At 44.6% G+C, this 23,116-nt stretch carries 14 protein-coding genes; 12 read left to right on the top strand and 2 right to left on the bottom strand.

Annotated features, from left to right (window positions below; translation table 11 throughout):
• Positions 1–84 precede the first annotated feature (84 nt).
• Together FD04_RS02325 and FD04_RS02320 are read left to right on the top strand one after the other, a co-directional pair.
• Complete coding sequence (locus FD04_RS02325) at positions 85–960, top strand: helix-turn-helix domain-containing protein (protein ID WP_056946647.1); 876 nt, start codon at positions 85–87, stop codon at positions 958–960.
• A gap of 378 nt (positions 961–1,338) precedes the next feature.
• Positions 1,339–2,796: a sugar porter family MFS transporter gene (locus FD04_RS02320; protein ID WP_054702470.1), complete on the top strand. Its 1,458-nt coding sequence runs from the start codon at positions 1,339–1,341 to the stop codon at positions 2,794–2,796.
• Positions 2,797–3,521: 725 nt separating this feature from the next.
• Here FD04_RS02320 and FD04_RS02315 read toward each other — a convergent pair.
• The gene (locus FD04_RS02315; protein WP_054702472.1) at positions 3,522–4,550 is read right to left on the bottom strand and encodes an aldose epimerase family protein; all 1,029 of its coding nucleotides are present in this window, start codon (positions 4,548–4,550) and stop codon (positions 3,522–3,524) included.
• Positions 4,551–4,742: 192 nt separating this feature from the next.
• Between FD04_RS02315 and FD04_RS02310 the strand changes: the two genes are divergently transcribed.
• The 7 genes from FD04_RS02310 to FD04_RS02280 all read left to right on the top strand — a co-directional run bounded on the left by FD04_RS02310 (position 4,743) and on the right by FD04_RS02280 (position 12,976).
• Positions 4,743–5,822, top strand: a complete 1,080-nt coding sequence (locus tag FD04_RS02310; RefSeq protein ID WP_056946644.1) for a GntR family transcriptional regulator — start codon at positions 4,743–4,745, stop codon at positions 5,820–5,822.
• A gap of 184 nt (positions 5,823–6,006) precedes the next feature.
• Positions 6,007–7,611 carry a xylulokinase gene (locus FD04_RS02305; RefSeq protein WP_056946641.1) on the top strand — a complete coding sequence of 535 codons (1,605 nt, stop codon included), beginning with the start codon at positions 6,007–6,009 and terminating at the stop codon, positions 7,609–7,611.
• A 22-nt stretch (positions 7,612–7,633) separates the two neighbouring features.
• Positions 7,634–8,362, top strand: a complete 729-nt coding sequence (locus tag FD04_RS02300; RefSeq protein ID WP_054702475.1) for an L-ribulose-5-phosphate 4-epimerase — start codon at positions 7,634–7,636, stop codon at positions 8,360–8,362.
• Between the two features lie 57 nt (positions 8,363–8,419).
• The gene (gene araA / locus FD04_RS02295; RefSeq protein WP_056946640.1) at positions 8,420–9,844 is read left to right on the top strand and encodes an L-arabinose isomerase; all 1,425 of its coding nucleotides are present in this window, start codon (positions 8,420–8,422) and stop codon (positions 9,842–9,844) included.
• Positions 9,845–10,210: 366 nt separating this feature from the next.
• A complete protein-coding gene (locus tag FD04_RS02290; protein ID WP_056946636.1) occupies positions 10,211–11,473 on the top strand; it encodes a chloride channel protein in 1,263 nt (420 codons plus the stop codon).
• A 94-nt stretch (positions 11,474–11,567) separates the two neighbouring features.
• Positions 11,568–12,320, top strand: coding sequence for a phosphosulfolactate synthase (comA, locus tag FD04_RS02285; RefSeq protein ID WP_054702477.1), 753 nt, complete (start codon positions 11,568–11,570; stop codon positions 12,318–12,320).
• A 5-nt stretch (positions 12,321–12,325) separates the two neighbouring features.
• Positions 12,326–12,976 (top strand): histidine phosphatase family protein, encoded by a 651-nt coding sequence (locus FD04_RS02280; protein ID WP_054702480.1) that lies wholly within the window; start codon positions 12,326–12,328, stop codon positions 12,974–12,976.
• A gap of 624 nt (positions 12,977–13,600) precedes the next feature.
• On the opposite strand, the gene FD04_RS02275 is transcribed toward FD04_RS02280, so the two are convergent.
• A complete protein-coding gene (locus FD04_RS02275) occupies positions 13,601–14,689 on the bottom strand; it encodes an Ldh family oxidoreductase (RefSeq protein WP_056946632.1) in 1,089 nt (362 codons plus the stop codon).
• Between the two features lie 941 nt (positions 14,690–15,630).
• On the opposite strand from FD04_RS02275, the gene FD04_RS02270 reads away from it, so the two are divergent.
• The 3 genes from FD04_RS02270 to FD04_RS02260 form a co-directional block, all read left to right on the top strand.
• Positions 15,631–17,565, top strand: a complete 1,935-nt coding sequence (locus FD04_RS02270; protein ID WP_056946628.1) for a glycosyltransferase — start codon at positions 15,631–15,633, stop codon at positions 17,563–17,565.
• A gap of 17 nt (positions 17,566–17,582) precedes the next feature.
• A complete protein-coding gene (locus tag FD04_RS02265; RefSeq protein WP_056946627.1) occupies positions 17,583–18,290 on the top strand; it encodes a glycosyl transferase in 708 nt (235 codons plus the stop codon).
• A gap of 36 nt (positions 18,291–18,326) precedes the next feature.
• A partial coding sequence (locus FD04_RS02260; protein ID WP_162255751.1) for a KxYKxGKxW signal peptide domain-containing protein occupies positions 18,327–23,116 on the top strand: 4,790 nt, incomplete at its 3' end.

Genomic DNA, 23,116 nt, shown 5'->3' with positions numbered 1-23,116 from the left:
TTAGTAATCGTGATATTATGGAGAAGGTATCGTAGCTTTCAATAATGATTGAGTGATAGCGAATGTTGTTAGGAGGAATGAATCATGGCACAAACTGCATATCTTTCGCTATCTTGCCTGCCACTGCCGACGTTCATTGAAGGACGTCGGCTTGAAATCAAACCAGATGGCAGTAAGATGAATCAGATTCATTTGGAATACTTCGTGTTTGCCTTTGTGCGCAAGGGGGAGTTGACCATGGTTCAGGATGGCGTAGAGCAGACGGTTCGCGAGAATGACTTATACATCATGACTCCGGGCCACCATCAGTACGTCTGGTGGGCTACCGAAGAGAAGGTTGAACTTGATTGGATCTATGGGTATGTTGCGGGGGATTGGCATACTCAGTCGAACTTGACGCCAGCCAAAAATTCAATGGAAAAGCTGATGTTACACCCACCAGTGCCGGTACAAACGCTGTTTTTGATGCAGCATCGACCGCTTAATAACACGACTGAAATCTACCCAATGGTCGATCAGTTAGTGTCAAAAGCCTATAATTGTGATTCAAAGCAGTTTTTTGAATCCCAGCAATTATTCCTCAAATTATTGGCAAGCTTACAAGCGCAGGACAACGCCAAGAATGAGTTAACGCAGCTATCATTGTCAATTCAACAGTACTTGAAGAAGAACTTTAATCAAAAAATTACCGCTGCAACGCTGAGCGACCATTTTAATGAACGCCCAAACTATTTGGTCCGTGTATTACGGCAGACAATTGGGCTGTCACCAGCAGAGTTTTTAATGCAGTATCGAATGGAAGAGGCCGCTCGTTGGCTCCTAAATACGGATGCTTCGATTGAAAAAATCGCGCTGAGCGTTGGCTTTCAAAATATTTACTATTTCTCGACGTCGTTTAAGAAATATACCGGCATCGCACCAACCAAGTATCGCCAAAATGCGGCCTCTCAACCTGATTAAATGAATCCGAAATCAAAATGAGTAACCTCAAGTTCTATTTATTGAGGAAGTTTTCTTAACGTCATATATCGAACTAGACCAGTTCACCCAGTTCAGGGTGAGCTGTTTTTTTGTGTCATGACTTATTTTGTGAATTTGAACCACCGAACAAACGATTGAAATACTAGTAATTCTTGCAACTATTCGGGTTTAAATCACAAGTCGAAAAAATTGAAGTATCTATCAATCAATAAAAAATTTAAACAAAATTGCTTTAGTTGGTTGAAAAAACCAACCAAGTAGTATATGGTATACACATGCAAAGAAAGCGCTTACGTTTCTTTTTTTATTTCACTGATATTTTAGCAATTATATTTCGTCATGTAGGAGGATTATTGTATGACTAGTAGCAAGAAGAAAATGTCAACCAACTTCATCTACTTCTTTGGCGCCCTCGGTGGTTTGTTGTTTGGTTATGATACTGGTGTTATTTCTGGGGCCATGTTATTTATTGGTGCAGAATTAGGCATTAAAGCAGGTTCCTTTGAAGATGGGTTTATCACCGCTTCAGTATTGTTGGGTGCCATCTTGGGTGCCGCGATTATCGGACCACTTTCTGATAAGTTAGGACGGAAAAAGTTACTATTGACGTCCGCTGTTATCTTCTTTGTTGGGGCACTGGGTTCTGGCTTCGCACCAGATTATGCTGTGCTGGTTAGTTCTCGGGTTCTGTTGGGGATCGCCGTTGGTGGTGCATCAGCTTTGATTCCAACTTACTTGGCCGAATTGGCACCCGCTGAAAAACGTGGTGGGATTGGGACGTTATTCCAACTCATGATTATGACTGGGATCTTCCTTGCTTACGTTTCTAACGAATGGCTTTCTCCTAAAGGGATGTTTGGCTTATCACCTGCTGTTGGTTGGCGTTGGATGCTTGCCTTAGCTGCTGTGCCAGCCGCACTACTGTTCTTAGGTGGGTTATTCTTACCAGAATCACCACGGTTCTTGGTTAAAACCGGTCGTAATGACGACGCCCGTAACGTTTTACTTCAAATTAACTCAAACGATAATGCCGTTGATGAAGAATTGGAAGACATCAAGTTACAAGCCTCAATTCCTTCAGGCGGTTTCAAAGAATTATTTGGTACCATGGCACGGCCAGTTCTGATTATGGCCTTAGGACTTGCGATTTTCCAACAAGTGATGGGTTGTAACACGGTGCTGTACTATGCGCCTAAGATTTTTATCTCAGCTGGCTTTAGCGAACACTTTGCACTTCAATCTCACATTGTTATCGGATTGTTCAACGTGATTGTGACTGCGATTGCCGTTAAGATCATGGATAAGATTGATCGTAAGAAGATGTTAACTTACGGTGCCATCGGGATGGGTGCGTCACTTTTGGTGATGTCAACTGCTATGTTGGTCTTGAAAGCCGGTAATGGTAACTTGGGTTCATGGATCTGTGTTATCGCATTAACACTTTACATCGCCTTCTTCTCAGCAACTTGGGGCCCAGTTATGTGGGTTATGATTGGTGAAGCCTTCCCACTTAACATTCGTGGGTTAGGGAACTCATTTGGTGCCGTAATCAACTGGGCTGCCAACTTCGGTGTTTCCCAAACCTTCCCAATGTTATTGATTGCCTTTACGCCTGCTCACGCAGTCAACGCAGAAGGCCAAGGCATTGCCAAATTATTCATCGTTTACGGTATTCTTTGTTTCGTTGCGATTTGGTTCATTGCCAAGTTTACGATTGAAACTCGTAACCGGACTTTGGAATCACTTGAAGCCGATCTTCGTAGCCGTGCTCACGCTAAGGGTCACGTTGAAGCTGGCGAACCAGGTACATTCTAAAGGTTCATTTATATAGTAGAATTTGAGACTCACCTTTACTGGTGGGTCTCTTTTTGAAATGGCGAAACTTGTAGCGGACGCCTTCGGCCTCCAGCCAGTTTTTTGGCGGGTAGCTGTGGGACCGACTTCAATCGCTTCGCGTTTTCCGTCTCGCTTCTGAGCCCCGAAAATTACGAGTCTCAGAAGCGTCCAGTGCCACTAAGCGCTGGCGCGCAAAGTGGCACTAGTCACTGCTACCCGCCAGAAAAACTGGCTGGTGGCGCTACGGCTTATATCCAGGTTGGAAGCTTATCTAGTTGAAATGGAAGAGTTTAAGTAGAGAATTTATCAAATATAAATTGCTGCATTTAACTTTTGATGATTGCAACAGGACCAATGTGTCTTGAAGACCGCTGTATTTCCAATTAGCCAAACGAACCTAAATGTATAATGTAAGCCGTAGTGCGGACGGTCAGGGTGGTGGATGCAGTGAAACGACTGGGTAACCAGTCGGGGACGAAGTTGAAACGTGCATGGGTTTTGGCACGATTCAACTTCGAGGTCCGAGACAGCATTTTGGCTCGGACCGGCCCCACAGCATCCCCCACCCTGACCGGGAGCCGAAGGCGGAAGACAATCGTTTAGCGACTTATAAGATGTAAAAGAAGCGCTCCCCGCGTAAGCATAGGGAGCGCTTCTTTTATTTATACTAGAATTAGTCGGTTTTAACATTAGAAATATTTAGCTTAAAATGATAGGTGATAGCCAATCGTGTATGATTTCTCTTCGCCAGGTTTTAGCGTAATATCGCCAAACTGTGGCAGACGGGTTGCGTCTGACAAGTTCTGGGCTTCAAGTGCTACACCCATATTAGGCTTGCCATGGCCAATTGTAAGGTTCATGTCATCAGTGAACGAGTTGGCAGTGAAAACGACAAGTCCGTTGCGTGATGAGTGAATTGTGACGGCCAGCTGACTGTCAGGGTCGCTGAGACGAGCAATTGTGTTATCGGCGTCAGGCTTGACTTCAAAAATATCATCAAAGCCCTTTTCGGTAGTATTTTGCATCCCATCAATTGCGTCGCCTAAGACGGTTGGTTTACTGAAGTCAAACGGTGTACCAGCGTTATCAAGGTAGTCACCAGTTGGTAATTTTTCGGCGTCAACGTCTAAGTGACGTGTTGTGTTCAACTGGAGAACTTGTTGGCGAATACTGTCTGCACCGGTCAAGTTGAAGTAGACGTGCTGGGTTGGGTTAAAGACGGTTGGCGCTTCACTGGTGGCCGTGTATGTCAGTGATAACGTGTTGTTGGCATCCAAGACGTAAGTGATCGTGACGTCCATGGCTGGAAATTCACCGGCACCGCCTTCAAAGTGGTGGGTTAAGGTTAACGTTGCTCCAGCGTCAGTTACGGCTGTCTGACCGTCCCAATTGACGCTACTAAAGCCGTGAGGGCCACCATGAAGGGTGTTACGGCCTTCATTGGCTGTAACGTCAACTTGCTTACCATCAATCACAAACTTAGCCGCTTTCGTACGACCAGCAGCCGTACCAATCGCCATGTTGACGTAAAATGGGTTGGTATAGTAATCGGCAGTAGTTGGGTATGACAACAGAACGTTTTGGTGACCACCATCCGCAGTTGGTGCGTTAAATTCGTGAATCAAACCACCTTGGCTTAAAATAGTTGCAGAAACGCCGTTATCATTGGTGAGTTGAAAAGCAGTGACATCGTGACCTTCGTATTGATCAAAGACGTGTTGGCTAGTTTGCATGGGTTATCCCTCCAGATTAAATAATGTATCCGTTTACAAGATATAATTTATCCGTATAAATGTCAACAACATCTGGTAAATCCAACGATTTCAAGTCAATTTGAGGTTATTTTATGCTATATTAATAATAGTAGTTTCTTAAGTCGATACATAGAATAGAACACGTACAATCTAGTAAATGGAGTTGTCAATATGCAGGCAAAATATGAAATAGTAGAAGAAGGCATCAAGGGAAAGATCCTGTCTGGTGAGTATCAGGTTGGCGACAAATTACCCACTGAAACGGAGTTGATGCAAAAGTATGCCGTCAGTCGTTATACCGTGCGACGAGCAATCGGTGACCTAGAAAACGAGCACTTTGTGTACCGGATTCAAGGTGGTGGTATGTACGTGAACGATTGGCAGAGTGCCAAGGCGACAGAAACCACGTCAAACCGCATGCTTGGCATTATCACCACCCACATTGCCAACTATATTTTCCCCAATATCATTAGTGGGGCTGACCAAATTATCTCGGATAACGGTTACGCCATGTTACTTGCTAACACTCATAATGATCCGCAGCGGGAACGGAAATCACTGATTACGATGTTGGATAGCAACGTTACGGGGTTGATTATCGAACCAACGCAAAGTACTTTGCAATCGCCAAACATGGATTTATATCAAAAAATTCATGAGTTAAACTTGCCAGTGGTCTTCATTAACGCCAAGTACAACGCCATCGATGGTGTTTCAGTTACGACTGATGATCAGGGCGCAATCGAAAAGCTCACCAACTACTTAATGGATCAGGGTCACGAACGCATCTTGGGCGTTTTTCAGGTTGATGACGTTCAAGGCGTTAACCGGATGAACGGCTTTATCAACGCGTATCAAGCACATCCTCAGATCACCTTAAAGAGCAATATTGTCATGTATCGGTCTACCGATCCAATCAAAGAGGTGTTGGCACAAGTTGAACAACATATTCGAACGGATAAGCGGCCAACCGCAATTGTTTGCTATAATGATCAACTGGCCATTCAAGTGATTGATCTGGTGAAGTCCATGGACCTCAGTATTCCAGATGACATTTCAATTACTGGCTTTGATGATTATCAACTGGGCCGTTACATGGATCCGGCCATTACTACTATGGTGCATGAAAAGGAACGAATGGGGCACGATGCAGCAAGGCTGTTGATCAACATGATCGAAAAAGAACCTGCAGAATCTATCATGTATGACCCTGAATTAATCGTTCGAAATTCCGTCAAAAAAATAAATTAAAAATTGTTTGAGAACTTTTATGACGCGAGCTTGTAAGGCTCGTGTCTTTTTTTCACTAATTTTTTATACAGATAAATAAATTAATTGTTGATTTATACGGATAAATATTCTACAATTTGTTTTGTAAGCGATACGAATTTGAAACGAATTTAGAAGTGCAAAGCCATTCTGGAGGATTTAAACCATGGATTCGAGTGCTATTAAAGATGAAATTGTAAGCGGAAACATTTCCCTCGGTATTGAGCTAGGGTCAACGCGGATCAAGGCTGTTTTAGTAACAGACGACTTCCAAACCGTTGCTGCTGGCGACTTTACTTGGGAGAACGAATTGGTCAATAACATTTGGACTTACCCAGTCGACAAGATTTGGGCTGGTATCCAAAGCAGTTATCAAAAAATGGCCAACGATGTTAACGACCAGTACCACGTGGCGTTAAAGAAAATTGGTGGCATTGGTATCAGTGCGATGATGCACGGCTACATGCCATTTGATAAGGAAGGTAACTTGTTAGTGCCATTTAGAACTTGGCGTAACAACATTACTGAACAAGCTGCGGATGATCTAACCGAGTTATTCGACTTCAACATTCCACAACGTTGGAGTATTGCCCACCTTTACCAAGCCATCTTAAATCAAGAAGATCACGTCAAGGACGTTGACTTTATTACGACTTTAGCCGGCTATGTTCACTGGAAGTTATCTGGTGAAAAGGTATTAGGAATTGGTGATGCGTCAGGGGTCTTCCCAATTGATGACGCTACTAAGACTTACAACCAGGGGATGATTGATAAATTCAATCAGCAACCAGCCGTTCGTCAGTATCTTTGGAGCCTAAAGGACGTTTTACCTGGCATCAAGTTTGCCGGTGAAAGTGCTGGTAACTTGACCGCTGAAGGGGCGAAATTACTTGATCCAAGTGGCACTCTTGAAGCCGGCGCCGTCATGGCACCGCCTGAGGGTGACGCTGGGACCGGGATGGTATCAACCAACGCTGTTCGTAAACGGACAGGTAACATCAGTGCCGGCACATCAGCTTTCTCAATGGTGGTCTTGGATTCACCAATGGATAATGTTCACCGTGATATCGATATGGTCACGACACCAAGTGGTGATCCAGTTGCTATGGTGCACACCAACAACTGTTCATCAGATATCAACGCTTGGGTAGGTCTGTTCAATGAATTCGCCAAAGAAATTGGCGTTGATTTGAAACCGAACGATTTGTACGGTGCCTTATTCAACAGCTCAAAGCGAGCTGAAGATAACGCCGGTGGTTTACTGAGTTACGCCTATCTTTCAGGTGAAAACATCACCAAGATGCCTGAAGGCCGGCCAATGGTTGTTCGGACACCAAACAGTCGCTTTAACTTACCAAACTTCATGAAGACGCATCTCTATTCCGCCTTCGCACCACTCAAGATTGGTAACGACATCCTGGCCAACGATGAACACATCAAGGCTGACGTCTTCATCGCTCAAGGTGGTCTGTTCAAGACACCAGAAGTTGGCCAACAAGTTTTGGCTGACGCACTGGATACGCCAATCACCGTCATGAGTAACGCCGGTGAGGGTGGCCCTTGGGGCATGGCTGTTTTGGCCCTCTATACCAAGAACAACGATGGCAAGCAAAGTTTGGCCGATTTCTTGGACGACAAGGTCTTTGCTGATCCTGAAAGTGTCACGGTTAAGCCTAACCCAGAAGGAGTCAAGGGTTGCAACGAATTTATCGAAGCCTATAAGAAGGGGCTTGAAGTTGAATCGCAAGCTGTTAAATCAATTGAACTTTAATTAAGGAGCGTGTTTAGTCGAAATGCTTGAAGAACTAAAACAAGAAGTCTACGAAGCTAACATGTCATTGCCAAAGTTGGGTCTAGTGACCTTTACTTGGGGCAACGTGAGTGGTATTGACCGTGAGAAGGGACTCTTCGTTATCAAACCATCTGGTGTTGATTATGACGAATTAAAGCCTTCTGACCTCGTGGTCGTTAACTTGAAGGGGGAAGTCGTCGAAGGTGACATGAACCCATCAAGTGATACACCAACTCACACGTACCTCTACAATCACTTCCCAAAGATCGGTGGTATTGTGCACACCCATTCACCATGGGCTGTCTCATTCGCCGCTGCTAAGTTGGACGTACCAGCCATGAACACGACTCACGCTGATACTTTCTACGGTGACGTACCAGCTGCGGATGCTTTAACTAAGGAAGAGATTGAAGAAGACTACGAAGGTAACACGGGTAAGACCATCGTGAAGACCTTTGAAGAACGCGGTATCGACTACGAAGCCATTCCAGCTGCTTTGGTCAGCCAACACGGCCCATTTGCTTGGGGACCAACACCAGCCAAGGCCGTTTACAACTCAAAAGTCCTTGAAGTTGTGGCTGAAGAAGACTACCACGCCATGCAAATGACGATGGATAACTCACGGCTACCTCAGTACTTGCTCGATAAGCACTACTACCGTAAGCACGGTGCCAACGCTTATTATGGCCAAAATAACGCTAAGTCACAAAGCCATGCTAAGCACGAATAATTCATAATTTATGTTAACCAACTATTAAAACTATTTATTTTAAAGGAGATTATTACTATGTTAAGTACCCCAAATTACAAGTTTTGGTTTGTTACTGGTTCACAATTCCTTTATGGTGAAGAACAATTAAAGTCCGTTGAAAAAGATGCTAAAGACATCGTTGACAAGTTGAACGCTTCTGGTAAGTTGCCTTACCCAGTCGAATTCAAGTTAGTTGCAACGACTGCCGAAAACATCACTAAGTTCATGAAGGAAGCCAACTACGATGACGAAGTTGCTGGTGTGATCACTTGGATGCACACCTTCAGTCCTGCTAAGAACTGGATCCGTGGGACACAACTTCTTCAAAAGCCATTACTTCACTTGGCTACTCAATACTTGAACAAGATTCCATATGCAGACATTGACTTTGATTACATGAACTTGAACCAAAGTGCTCATGGTGACCGTGAATACGGCTTTATCAACGCCCGTCTTCGTTTGAACAACAAAGTCGTTTACGGCTGGTGGGGCGATGAAGAAACTCAACAAGAAATCGCTGACTGGCAAGACGTTGCTGTTGCCTATAACGAAAGCTTCAAGATCAAAGTGGTTGCCTTTGGTGACAAGATGCGTAACGTTGCCGTTACCGATGGTGACAAGATTGAAGCCCAAATTCAATTAGGCTGGACAGTTGACTACTGGGCCGTTGGTGATTTAGTCGAAGAAATCAACAAGGTTTCTGATGCTGACATCGACAAGAAATACGCCGAATTACAAAAGGAATACACCTTCACGCCAGGCGACAACGATGCTGCCAAGTTTGAAGAATCAGTTAAGTACCAAATCCGCGAATACTTCGCTATCAAGAAGTTCATGGATGATCGTGGTGCAACTGCCTTCACAAACAACTTTGAAGACTTACATGGTATGAAGCAATTACCTGGTTTGGCTACTCAATTATTGATGGCTGAAGGTTACGGCTTCGGCGCTGAAGGTGACTGGAAGACTGCTGCTTTGGGTCGTTTGATGAAGATCATCGCCCACAACAAGCGGACTGCCTTCATGGAAGACTACACATTGGATCTTCGTAAGGGTCACGAAGCAATCTTGGGTTCACATATGTTGGAAGTTGATCCTTCAATCGCTTCAGACAAGCCACGTGTTGAAGTTCACCCATTGGATATTGGTGGTAAAGATGATCCTGCACGTTTGGTCTTCACTGGTTCAGAAGGCGACGCAATCGATGTTACCTTGGCTGACTTTGGCGACGACTTCAAGATGATCATGTATGAAGTAGACGCAAACAAGCCAGAAGCTGAAACGCCAAAATTGCCAGTTGCTAAGCAATTATGGACACCAAAGGTTGGCCTTAAGGAAGGCGCAACTGCTTGGATCCAAAACGGCGGTGGCCACCACACGGTATTCTCATATGCAGTTACTGCACAACAAATCGAAGACTTCACTAAGATGGTTAACTTGCCACTTGTTAACATTAAATAAGGATAGTAAGTTTTTAGACGGCGCTCGTATGGGCGTCGTTTTTTTATGTCTCAAATTATTCTTTGAATTGTAAAAGGGATTGGAAATGCCGCCTTTGGCCGCCAGCCTGGCTTTTGACGGGTAGCTGTGGGAACGACTGCAACCGCTTCGCGTTTTCTGAAGTGGTAGTGGCAGTAATGATGTGACAAAGTTACCGCGTTGGCCACATTGTCTCGCCGAATCTGGCTAGTAAAAACGCACAACTAATTGGCTAATAGCTGTCACAGTCACAATGAACTTGAGTTTAAGTTGAATCTCGTCGCTAACCGTGCTACCTTAATTTAGGCGGAAAGTCTACATATTAAAATAAGAGGGAATTTGAATCATATGACAAAAACACGTGAAAGATTAATGATGACCATTTCAACAGTTGTGCTGGGGGTGATTGCCGGCTTGGGGTCGCTGATTCTGGCCAACTTTTTGGATATCATTGAAAAGCTCTTCTTGAATTTCAACGAAACACCCCTGAGTCCATTTGCAGCTAACGTCAGTGGTACGCGGAGGTTAGTCTCGATGATTATTGGCGGTGTCATCGCGGCCATTGTGTGGTACTACATGCGAACTAAAATGAAGCCAACCGTTAGCATTGCCAAGGCGCTGGATGGTGAGACCATGCCGGTGTGGACCACTGCGGTTCACGTTTTTACCCAAATTTTCTTTGTGGCCACAGGCGGATCAGTCGGTCGTGAATTGGCACCACGAGAATTTGGTGCGATGTTGTCGCAAACGTGGCAACGGTTTTTACATCGGTTTGGCATCACCTTTGATGAAGAGGATCGAAAGTTACTGATTGCGGCGGCTGCGGGTGCTGGATTTGCTGGTATCTATATTGCACCGTTAACCGGGACCATGTTTGCCATCGAGCTGTTGTATAAGAAGGTGACTGGCAGAGCCGTTGCAGTGAGCCTCACTATGTCGTCAATTGCGATGTTGATGGGTTCAACTTTGCGGGGCTTTCACCCGTACTACGCCGTCGGTAATGGTGATTTCTCACCCATTTCGGTGGTATTAGTGGTTATCGTTGGACCACTTTGTGGCTTTGTGGGCGCATACTTCCGTCGCTTCTTTCAATGGGCCAACAAGCATCAGGCCCGGGACCGTTCAATTTTGTGGCTACTGCCTGTCGTAGCCGTGTTAACCGGCGCGATTGCATACTTCTATCCTGAAATCTCGGGGAATGGTCGCGCTCTGGCACAACCGGCGATGACAAATCAATCAGCCGGATTGGTTGGCTTATTTCTAATTGGCGGCCTCGCTAAAGCGCTGGTGACCGTGTTCTCACTCAGAGCCGGTGCCTCTGGTGGTACCCTGACGCCTTCAATTGCCATCGGCGCAACGATTGGTATGGCTCTTGGTGTCGTGGCGCACATGCTAATCCCTGGCATCGCCATTTGGCAGGGCGGCCTAATTGGTGCTGCAACGCTGTTAGCCAGCTCACAACAAGCGCCGTTAATGGCACTCTTCATGATTTTTGAGGTCTGCCACCTGGACTACTCGGCACTTCTGCCACTAGGACTGGGCGTTGCATTGGCTAGTGCGTCATCTCAGTTAGTGTTACACCAGGCCAAGAAGCCAAAACAACAACTGTAATCTGATAAAAACCACACTACTGCTCGGGATCCTTTAGTTCCACTTAAGCCAACTCTGCTATAATCATAGCAACATTAAAAACAGGAGGCGCCGTATGAACGCATTTAACTTTTTAACGACTGATCGACCAATGGGTAAAACCATGGTGCTAGACAAGGGGCTGGGCTTAAATGAGGTAACGGATTTAATTGCTGTCGCTGGTGCTCATATCAGCTTTGTGAAGTTTGGCTGGGGAACCAGTGCCGTGTCAGACAGAAATCTCATTCAGCAGAAAGTGGCAGCTTATAACGCTGCTGGCATCACAACTTATCCGGGCGGTACGTTACTTGAAGTTGCAGTGTTGCAAGGTAAGTACGCTGAATATCTGAATGAAGCGCGCGCAATCGGCTTTACCGGCATTGAAGTCTCGGATGGGTCGACCGTCATTGATGCTGTTACCCGGGGCGAACTAATCAAGCAGGCACGAGACGCCGGCTTTTTCGTGATTTCAGAGGTTGGTAAAAAGAACCCTGACCTAGACCACGAATTAACGCCAACTGAACGGTTAGCCATGATCCAAGCTGACCTTGACCATGGTGCGCACTATGTGATTCTCGAAGCGCGCGAAGCTGGTAAGAACATTGGTATCTATGATGCCAATGGGCAAATTATCGATGATGAACTGAAAGTGCTGGCACAAGCCGGCGTAGAACACTTGATTATCGAAGCGCCACTAAAAGCACAACAAGTGGCGTTGGTCTTGAAATACGGTCCGGCAGTTAATCTTGGAAACATCGCCACTGAGGACGCCATCTCGGTTGCAACGATTCGTCGTGGTCTCCGTGGCGATACAGTCGGAAAGGTTTAATTAATATGAAACGATTATTCATTATTCGTCATGGTAAAACACAGTGGAATCTTGAAAAACGCCTGCAAGGGGCCGGTGCCAACAGTCCGTTGCTTACGGATGATTTAACTGGTTACGAACAATTGGCCGCTTATTTGGATACGTATCGGTTTAGCCAGGTGTACAGCAGTCCCATTGAACGCGCGGTGGATACAGCCAAACTGGTAACGTTGCGCATGAAGCAGCCGATTGATGATATTCAACTGCTGCCGGATTTAAAAGAACTCTCTTTTGGTGAGTGGGAGGGCAAGACCAAAGCAGAACTGATAGTGGCTCAACCAGACTTGTTCAAACAATTATCAAAACGTCAAAATGATCCAGGTCTAACGGCGATTGGTGTCGAAGATTTTAATGCAGCACAACAACGATATGTGCGGGCTTTGGATCAGATTACCGCATCATTGGGTCCGGATGAAAATGCCCTGATTTTTTCTCATGGCGGCATTAGTCAACTCGGTATCAAGGGTGCAACTGGTAACCAACACTTGCTGGGATTGAAAAACTTGTCAACTTCAATTCTTGGGGTTCGGCCTGATGGCTATTACGTTGACGTTTATAACCAAACCGCTTATTTGAATCATGTTGATTTAAATGAGGGGAACGTTTCGATTATTTGATAATTAGTTAGAAGTCCGCCTTCGGCCGCCAGCCAGTCCTTTGGGCGGGTAGCTGTGGGACCGACTTCAACCGCTTCGCGTTTTCCGTCTCGCTTCTGAGACTCGTGATTTTCGAGGCTCAGAAGCGTCCAGTGCCACTAAGCGCTACGCGCAAAGTGGCACTAGTCACTGCTACCCGCCCAAAAGACTGGCTTCTGGCACTACGGCTTATGTAGTGGGTGAAAATTTGTCGAATTTTGGTTACATGAATTCGATAGTTGATAGTCGGATTGTTCAGTAACTTTTTGGTGAAGGACAATTATTACTACTATAATCATGGTAACGTGAGCGGAAGGTAACGCGGTTTTTCAGTTGCAGTGACAAGTTCGAGTTAGCGCTTTAGCGGTTACTCGAACTGGACGTTTGTGAGACTTCGGGTTTTGAAGGCTCACAAGCGAGGCGGAAGACACGTGTTTTTCGTGGCTGAAGTCGGTCCCACAGCAGCTGAAAAGGCGTGTTACCTGGAGTGGTCGTGACAGTGATGATTAATAATTTTAATAGCGGTAAATTAAAACAAGCCATAGACAACGATATTTTCGTTATCTATGGCTTGTTTCAGTTTGACGTCAGTGACATGTGGCGTAATTATTCAGTTAAATCACCATAAGTGACACCCAACCGGTCAGCAATGCCAGTAACTTCGGCTAACGTCTTGTCGTCAACCACGATACCGTTCTTGCTACGATCGTCATAAGCAATCGCTTCTTTATCACCATGAACGTAAATTGTTTTGCCTGGACGGGCTGGTAATTCACGAATCTGTTGCAGGTAATCGGAGAACTTCTTGATGATGGCATCGGGATTACCAAAGATTGATGGATCGATGGCAATGAAGCTTTGACTAGGGCCAACTTGTAGGTCTTCAGGGGTGATTTCCGGTGAAGTGTTCCCTTGAGATAAGATTGCACTGAAGACTTCGACAATCATACCAAGTCCGAAGCCCTTATGGCTACCAGTGGCTTCTTCAACACCACCAAGTGGAGTTAAGCCGACGTGTGAGTATGGATCACGCAAAGCGTCCAAGTCAACGTCATCGGTGTGGTCGTTGATTTCTTCGTCGCCTTCCTTAGCAACCCAGAATGCGGGTAAGTCTTTTTCCAATTTCCGGTAAACTTCAATTTTGCCTTGAGGCACGGTTGTAGTGGCCGCGTCATAGATGAAGTTATGTGGCTTGGCTGGCATTGCGAATGCAATTGGGTTGGTGCCCACGAAAGCTTGCAGGGCATGTGTTGGTAACATTGCAGGACGCGAGTTGGTTGAAGATAAACCAATCAAGCCTTGGTCGGCCGCCATGTTGGCGTAGAAGCCAGCAATACCGTAGTGACCGGAATTACGGGTGGCAACGATGCCGACACCGTGAGCTTTGGCCTTTTCGATGGCAACGTTCATGCTGTAGGTCCCGATGAGCGAACCTAAGCCAAAGTGACCATCCACAACGGCACTGACATCGGTTTCGGTGACAATTTCGGGTTGGCTCTTCACTCGAACCTTACCATTTTGAATGAAGTGATCGTACATCACCATGCGTTGAACACCGTGTGAGGCGATGCCGTGCATGTCGGTATAAATAAGTGTGTCTGCGACTTGTTGTGCTTGTTGGTCGTTAAAACCGTACGCACTGTAAATATCGCGAACCAATTTTTTCATCTTGTCGCTGCTGTATCGTTTAGACATGTTTAAAACCTACTTTCGAATTATTAATATGTAGTTACAGCTCTAATCATACTCCAATAATCTTAAATCAAGAATAAAAAATTGCATTTTCCAACTAAAAATTTTTTAACCGACTACAATGTAGGTGCAGAAAGGTATTACTTTAATTAATACGTTGGATTATTTTTTGAATAAATGTGCTGAGAAAGTCCTGGAAACTAAGCTCGACATTTCTAATTTTGACCTCACTTGATTCTGACTACTTTCAGTGCCGATAATTTAATGAAAATCTCCAAATTTATGAAATCATCATAAATAAGTAGGAGTATAATACTGAAAAGGTCATTAATACCATAACTTATCCTGCTATACTTATCGACAAACCCGTAAAAGTCGTGATAAATTTAAACTACTAAATCCCGTTATAACAGGACTTATCACCCATTGTGGTAACGGGGAATTCATTGGGTAAGGGTGACTTACTTTTGTTTGAGTTTTAAATGCGAGTTTTAAGTTTTTTCAAAGGTAAGTTGATTATGATAGGGAAGTAAACTATTATTGATGCCTTGAGAAGAGAGAATTCCGATTAAAAGGATTATACCGGGCTTTTGCCAGATGGAGAAACTGGTAAAAAACTAATCAAAGTCAATTTAAATAGTCATGCTTTTTGGATTCAAATGTTATGAACATAAGTCAAAATTGATCGTCCACTCAACCTGCTGTTTGATCATGGTGAGTCACCTACACAGAAAAGTGAATTTATATTATTTGAGGAAATCAAATAACGTCGTAAAATTGTTAAGATTATGCTTTAAATGCTGTTATTTTCACTTACATTTAGTATAATGGAAGTTACGATATTTATAGTCACGAGTGTTATAACCTTAATGGTTAACACATTAAACGATATGTAGGAGTATCGAACTTACAGGCATTTTTTTACGTTACGGGGGTAACTTAATATGTATTTCTTTGTAAATGAACGCGTCGCTGAGCAGGGTTCAGGTATCGAACATGCACAGGTACAGCGTGGCTTACTATTCCGCAAGAATGAAGTGTCATTTAAAATTGTGACCCGGACTTACACGCAAACTGGTCACCGCGATATTCTCGCATGGAACATTAACGATGCGGAACTGATCAACTTGTTTGATTACTACGCACAGACTGAATACGTACCAGAACACCCAGTTCACGCTCAGGATGTTGATTGGGGCGGTCGAACGCCGGCAATCTTGGAACCTGACGAAAAGAACCCAGAAGTGACCATGGTCTGGGAAGACAACGAAAAAACTAAGTTTATGGGTCGCATTCATACGGATGCCAAACATGACAACATTGTTACCTTTACGGAAGTGTTTGAACATTTCGGTAACTTATATAAGGTAGATTTTTACGATACCCGTGGTTTTGTTTCAAAAACCCAGTATATTGATCCGGATGGCACGCCAAACACCAACGTCTACCTGGATCGTGACGGCCGTCCAGTCATTGAGGAATTTTTACGCAAAAAGCCGTTACGTACAAGCGAGATAAATCTTCGACGACGAAAGTTTTTTGAGGCCGAGGGTCAACGTAAAGCTAACGCTGAATTAAACGGGACTGAGTTTAAAGAAGGCAAGTTTGAAGCACCGAAGGAAGAAACGTTTGTCACAGGCTACCGTCTGATCAAACCAAACGGCTTTACCTACATGATCGATTCATTTGACGAATTAACTAAGACCTTCTTAGATGATTTGAACAACGACTTTTTCAGTGAAAAAACACCGAACGTCTTCATTTCTGACCGAACCAGTGCAGCTGGTGATGGCATGGTGAACATGTCACAACCAGCCTATAAGGCACTGCATCTGCATAACTTGCACGCCTCTGATACTCGCGACGTGATGACAACGGATGCTAACAACAACTATGAATATGATTTAATCAACAATAATCGATTCAACGCGATTATTTCGGCGACTAACAAGCAACGTCGAGATGTCAATAAGCGTTATAAATCAAACGCAACTGGCTTCACGATTCCAGTTGGGGTCGTACCACAAGCGATTCGGGACTTAGACCGCGTCCCAATGAATGAACGTGATCCGCATTCCGTTTTGATGATCGTCCGTCGAGCGCCTGATAAGCGAATCAACGCTGTTACGGAAGCTTTGATGATTGCTAATCGCGAACATCCCGGCTTAAATGCCCATTTGGACGTCTACGGCTACTTTGATGGCAGCAACAACAACCAAACTAACCGCGATTTGCTCAAACTGTTCGAAGATTTCAAATTAGATAAGCCAACCATGTTAGATGATCAGGATAAGCCAACGGATGATATCACCAAGGCCAGGCGCCTCGAATCCGACGTGGTGACCTTACACAACTACATTACGGATCGCGATGAGTTATATCGCATTCACCGCTCTCACCAGGTTTACGCCTTAGCGTCAATTATGGAAGGTTTCAATATTTCGATGATGGAAGCCATGGCTAACGGTGAACCAGCTATCTCCACCGACGTGAACTACGGGCCAAATGACCTGATCATTCACGGTAAGAACGGTTACTTGACGCGTTGGGCACCACAGGGACAAGAAAACCTCTTTGTTAAGGAAATGGCCGATCGATTCTACGAAGTCTTCAGCAGTGATAAGAAGCTCCAAGATTTGTCTGACCAAGCCTATGACTTGAGTAAACGATTCTATGAAGAAACAGTCTGGGATGCTTGGAAGGCCTTGATTGATGACGCCAACAAGCAGTGGCCGGAACTTTACAAGCAACACTATGATTTACCACGCTATGGCGTTGCTTATAAGGGTGAAATGGACACCCAGTATCAGATGGGGCAACGTGCCAACGAAGTGACGTGGCGCGGTCCGAAGTCTGTCAAATACTTTAAACGCAATTAGCGACTGGAGGGCTAGTTATGAAACTATATGTTGATAAATCAAATAATCCTAACTTGGACCCGGCAGTCGCTGAGGCCGTCAAGAAGGATAAGGACGCAGGCATTGCAGCTAAAATCGTTGTGCGGGGGTATTTTCCTAATCAACACGCCCATTTGAAGGACTACGGTCTGGATAGTGGCGATTTATTAAATATGTACGATGTGTTCTTAGGCACGACAAACATGCCAGAAAAGGTTGTTCATTACCGTTACAATCCTGAAATCGATAAGACTCAGTATCATTTAGAGGGAACCGATTTTGCCTTAGCTCGAGCTAAGCGCGACGGGGTAGATTACGGTCGGACCATGATCGACATTGATTTGTTCGGTGAACAACCGCTGGGTCAAGTATCGATGCTCAACTACTTGGACCGGCGAGAGGAAAACGTGGTTTCAGATATCTGGGATTGGCGCGGTTTTCGCTCCGCTACCCGGTACTACACGACGTACGGCGGCTTGACCCACATCATCTTTTATAACGGTGAGGGTCGAGTCGGCGCACAATCATCATTTATGTGGCAACACCTGAAGGGTAAAACGCAAAACGAATGGCCAGTGGTCCAAACGAGTTTTGAAATCATGGACTACGACGGTGAACATCGCTGGTTCGATAGCGAACAAACCGCTTTTGATTATTTTTTAAGCAATGAAGTTAAGAAGTATGACGCAGAGTTAATTATGAGCTAGGAGTAGCTTTTTTATGAAATGGGGGCAACCAACTATATGAGTAGTCGATTTAGAAATCCAAAGAATGATAATGACGTGACCGAAAAGCGTCATTATAAGATGTTTAAGGCTGGGAAGCGATGGATGTACAGTGCCATCCTGCTTTTCTTCACCTCAATCAGCGGTTATGTGATTGATGGCGGTACCGTTGCGGACGCCGATACAGTTGCAACCACAAACAACAATTCACCTGATTCTGCATCCAACGCCACCAGTTCGGGGACGTCACTGCAATCAGATACGTACACTTTACAGCAAAGTGCTACAGCAGCCAGTACAACTAGTATGGCTGCCGATACCAGCGTTGCCGCAGTAAGCAGCGTTTCTTCAAGTGCAACTTCAGACGACGCCAGCACTTCCGTGAAAGTCGCCGATGAAACCACTGACAAGTCAACCAACGAATTGGCCTCAGATGACGCCAATAATACCAGTGTGCAATCAACGCAATCCGCCGGCACAACGACGGCAAGCAGTACAGAAAGCGATACTACCAGTGCTGGGACAAGTAGTAGTGACAATGTTAGCGCTACACCGACTACGGTCAGCCAGAGTGCGGATAGTAATTCTGCAAGTGACCCTGCGAGTGGTAATGATTTAAGTGCTTCTGCTAGCTCGGATACTGCCGCTATTTCGGGTGGTAGTTCGGATGTTAGTGGGATGTTGAGTGATGCGGCTACTAATGGCAGCTCAGACACGACATCAGATATTAACTCGACCTTGAGTGATAGTTTAACTGCTGCTTCTAATGCTGCCGCTTCTTCTGATACTCGGGAGTCGGTTGTTTTGAGAACGCCGATGGTTAAGGCGATGACTACAGCCACAGTAAATGCATCGGTTGCTGATATGGCTGATGCTATTGCAGCAGCGGAATCGTACGCTAGTTCGTTGAGTTCGGCAGTTTCTGAAATTGCAACAAATTCAATGGTGGGTAGTGTCGGCTTTTATTTAGCAATTGCTTCAGGATACGCTGATCACGCGGTTTCGTTAACCTCTGCCTCAACAGCAATTTTTAACACGTATTTGGCGCTATTTGGAACTACTGATTCTGTAGCTGCTAGCTATTTAGCGTTAGGAGCCAGCCTAAGTAACCTTATATCAAATCTGGCAACAATGACTGACTCAGCATCAATTGCTGCTGCTTCCACTACTTTAACCCAATTAACAACTTCACTTGCAGCGGCTGCATCAGCAACTTCGTCAGCTAACAGTGTTATGAACACAAATGTTGCAAGTATGGCAAGCATTGAGAGTACTGTGACTAAAACAGTTATCGATTCTTTGCAAGGTGAGTTACAAGACGCAAGCACCCTAGCAAGTGGGATTACAAAATATCCGGATTTGGCCGGTTCATCGGCAACGAGCGACATTTCAAGTGCGTATATTGCACTATCTAATGAAGTGACAAATGCAGAAACGACCTCCGCAATTATGGCCTCTATCTTAAATAAGACACAGCCAGTAAGTACGATTTCTGAATTAAACAATAATGTTACAGATTTAAAGACTAGAATTTCAGCCGCTTCAACTGGAGTTGTAACAGTTTCAAGTTTAACCGTTAAGGCACAATCCTTGGCATGGGCTAATTTAAACAATTGGAATACATCTGCTGCAAAAAATGTAAACAACTACAATAATTTCATGAACGGTTATTCAGGTATAGATCAGTTGCTTGCTGGTCTTGAAAGCAAGTATGGCAGTAATAGTTCTGACGCATCATTATTGAGTGCAATCAACCAATTCAGCGAAATAGTAAGCTACGTATCTCCGATATCAAATTCGATTGCAGCTGAATCGGCTGGATCATATGCTACTGATTTTACGTCGGCATCTACAGCTAGTGATCTCGGTGCTGCAATATCTGCTTTTGATGTATATAATTCAATTGCGACAGTAATGAATTCTTACATGGATGGAAGCGTCGTAGATTATGCAGAAGATTTGTATAACAATGGAGTAGGCCTAGAAGCTAGTGGTATTAATTCATCGGCAGCGTCAGTTTCAACTTCAATTGAGAATTTGAGTTTAACAAGTGGTATTTCGTACAGTACTTCTGATACAAAGTTGCAATCGCTAGCTACTGAGAGAGACGCAGCTTATTCAGATTACATGAGTAATAGTGATGCTGTCAGTAGTGCAGTTGGCGCATTGACTTCTGCCTTTTCAGATATATCTTCATTTGTTAATGCGAACAATTTTGTTGGTATTGAATCAGCTTTTATCGAAGTGCTTGTAAATCAAGCCACAATTAGTTCTGCATCCATCGCTACAACTGAAGCAGCGCAAGCATACTCAGAAGCTTCGACAGCAGCATCTTCAAGAAATGATTTATTGACAGTATCAAGTGCTGCATCTACTGCTATCGATACCTGGACTGCAGAGAGCACTGCATTAAACAATTCAATTTTGGCATTGCAAAATAGTGTGGCTACTTTGCAAAGTGGCATTACGAGTTATGGTGTGTCTGATCTAAGCCTTAGCGCAGCAGTTGTACTTGCTAATTCAGCAATTGCAGACTTACAAGCCTCGTTACTGGCAATCAGTGATACACTGACAAGTCTTGGCGCAGTATCAGCAGTTGTTAATACAGATTTAGTTTCTGAAAGCTACGGTATCGATGCAGCTTCATTATCCAATGAAGTTGTAACTGCTTCGACAACTGCTACACAGGCAAGCACCAGTGCTACTGCAACGAATACGACAGGACAAACTGCTACTTCTACAGCTTCCGACCGTATCACCATCGACAACGCAGTTTCAGTTGCTAATTCAATCTCTATAACTGCAAAAGCAACTTCAACACAAGTAAATACCGCTACTACCTCAGGTAATACATTGCTTACCAGTGCCAGCACCACCGTTAGCGGGTACGTTGCCAATGATTCAAGCTTAACAACGCTGATGTCAATGCTATCAGATCGAGTAAAAAGCTTGAATACTCAAAGTTCTGCTGCTGGTTCAATCTATGCGGATATTACAACACTTTCGAACGCAATCAGTGCTGCTGATGTGGCTGGTAACGCTTCTGGAATGACTGTATTATCGGCCGGTTTACAAGTTGCGTTCGCTAATTTAACTCTTGCTAATGACAATGTCTTGGTGACTGGTGCAGAGGCTACTTCGATTGCAAATAATATTAACATTGCAACCTCAGTCGCTTCCGCAAGTTCAACCGTAGCCAGTTTGGCTGCCACTTCAACCACGGTAAATAATGACTACAATAGTGCTCTTGCAAGTTATAATGCATTATCAACCGCTGCTGCAAGTAACGCATCAAATTCTTCGGTAGCGGCATTACTTGCTAATGCTAAGTCGGTTCTTGACAGTATCGCTGACGTTTCAACAGCTGCAAGCAGTGCATACAGCGAGATGATAAGTGCAGTATCTGATATGAGCAGTGCAATTACAGCTGGTAATTACAATAGTGTTGCCAGCGCCATGACTAGTTATGTTGCTGGATCAAATGCATTTAACAATAACAATGATTTAACTACTGGTAGTAATGCAATTGCCAGTGATTCCGATGCTTATACGGGTTGGACTTATACGCAGGATCTTAATAATGCGTTAACGTCTGCCAACAGTTACGCTACGACTACTGGTAACGCAATTAAATCTGTTAATAGTGATATTACGAGTATCAACAGCGCACTTTCAGATTATTCTGATGATTCTGCCAGCGTAACTGCTTCTTCTACAGCGGTCGCTCAGATTTCAGATAACATTGCAAAAAATAACGATACAACAACATCGACTGTGACTGCAGTTACCAGTGCTATTTCGGCGCTGTCGAGTGCAATTGCAGCGAAGGATTTGACCACAGCAAGTACGATCGTTGCTTCAGCATTAACAAGCGTTAAGTCAGCTTCCATTGCTGCTCAAGATGCTCAAAACAGTGTCATTGCTGCAAATGATAATACGACACAAGTTATGGACTGGCACATGAATAAAGATGCCAGTGCAGCTTCTGATAGTGCAACAGCAGCGACTGCAGATGCTAATCAATCATCTGAATCAACAACAGCGAAGGATGCCAGTGCTTCAATTGCAGCTTTGCTTAGTGATTATTCAAATAATTCTGCATTGCAATCTGCATCTGCTGCCATCAATATCGTGAGTGTAGCAATTCAATCTGCATCAACTGCTGCCTCGAATGCTGCAACGTCAGCAAATGGTTTTGCAACTTCAGCCGTTACCAATGCAGCAAGCAGTGATAGTGCAGCTGTTACGGGCGATTCATTATCAGCTGCCGCTCAATCATCGATTGCAAGTGAGCAGTCTGTCATCGCTGCCAATGAAGCAGCTAAGATTGCTGGTATTGTCGCTGATGCGAACAATGCACATATGAATGCGGATGCTTCAGCTGCAGCAAGTTCGGCAATCGATGCGGGTAAGGCTTCAACGGCATTGTCTACTGTTTCTGATAATGCCACTAGTGCTGTAAATGCAGTTTCAAGTATGCACACTGACTATTCAGATGATTCAACGATTACTTCTGCTTTGACAGCAATTAACAGCGTAAGTTCAGCAATCAATACCGCTTCAACTGCTGCTTCGACAGCAGCTAATGCTGCAAGTAGTGCCGCTAAGGCGGCCAGTGATTTTGCGAGTGCTGGTAATAGTGCTTCTGCAAGTTCTGCATCTGTCGTTGCTTCCAGTGAGACTGCCGTCGCAACTGCCGCCTCTCAGGAAGCAGCTAAACAATCGGCTCTGATTGACGGAATCGTGTCAGCAGCCACGGCTGATCACCTAAACGATGACATCACGGCCATCAACAGTACTTCAACGGC

Source organism: Secundilactobacillus odoratitofui DSM 19909 = JCM 15043, from assembly GCF_001434895.1.
Taxonomy (GTDB): Bacteria; Bacillota; Bacilli; order Lactobacillales; family Lactobacillaceae; genus Secundilactobacillus; species Secundilactobacillus odoratitofui.
The sequence above is the reverse complement of the archived record's forward strand: the minus strand, read 5'-3'. Positions and strand labels throughout refer to the sequence as shown.

Coding starts and splice junctions, on each gene's coding strand:
- FD04_RS02325 (WP_056946647.1), top strand. CDS start 85: ATGGCACAAACTGCATATCTTTCGCTATCTTGCCTGCCACTGCCGACG.
- FD04_RS02320 (WP_054702470.1), top strand. CDS start 1,339: ATGACTAGTAGCAAGAAGAAAATGTCAACCAACTTCATCTACTTCTTT.
- FD04_RS02315 (WP_054702472.1), bottom strand. CDS start 4,550: ATGCAAACTAGCCAACACGTCTTTGATCAATACGAAGGTCACGATGTC.
- FD04_RS02310 (WP_056946644.1), top strand. CDS start 4,743: ATGCAGGCAAAATATGAAATAGTAGAAGAAGGCATCAAGGGAAAGATC.
- FD04_RS02305 (WP_056946641.1), top strand. CDS start 6,007: ATGGATTCGAGTGCTATTAAAGATGAAATTGTAAGCGGAAACATTTCC.
- FD04_RS02300 (WP_054702475.1), top strand. CDS start 7,634: ATGCTTGAAGAACTAAAACAAGAAGTCTACGAAGCTAACATGTCATTG.
- araA (WP_056946640.1), top strand. CDS start 8,420: ATGTTAAGTACCCCAAATTACAAGTTTTGGTTTGTTACTGGTTCACAA.
- FD04_RS02290 (WP_056946636.1), top strand. CDS start 10,211: ATGACAAAAACACGTGAAAGATTAATGATGACCATTTCAACAGTTGTG.
- comA (WP_054702477.1), top strand. CDS start 11,568: ATGAACGCATTTAACTTTTTAACGACTGATCGACCAATGGGTAAAACC.
- FD04_RS02280 (WP_054702480.1), top strand. CDS start 12,326: ATGAAACGATTATTCATTATTCGTCATGGTAAAACACAGTGGAATCTT.
- FD04_RS02275 (WP_056946632.1), bottom strand. CDS start 14,689: ATGTCTAAACGATACAGCAGCGACAAGATGAAAAAATTGGTTCGCGAT.
- FD04_RS02270 (WP_056946628.1), top strand. CDS start 15,631: ATGTATTTCTTTGTAAATGAACGCGTCGCTGAGCAGGGTTCAGGTATC.
- FD04_RS02265 (WP_056946627.1), top strand. CDS start 17,583: ATGAAACTATATGTTGATAAATCAAATAATCCTAACTTGGACCCGGCA.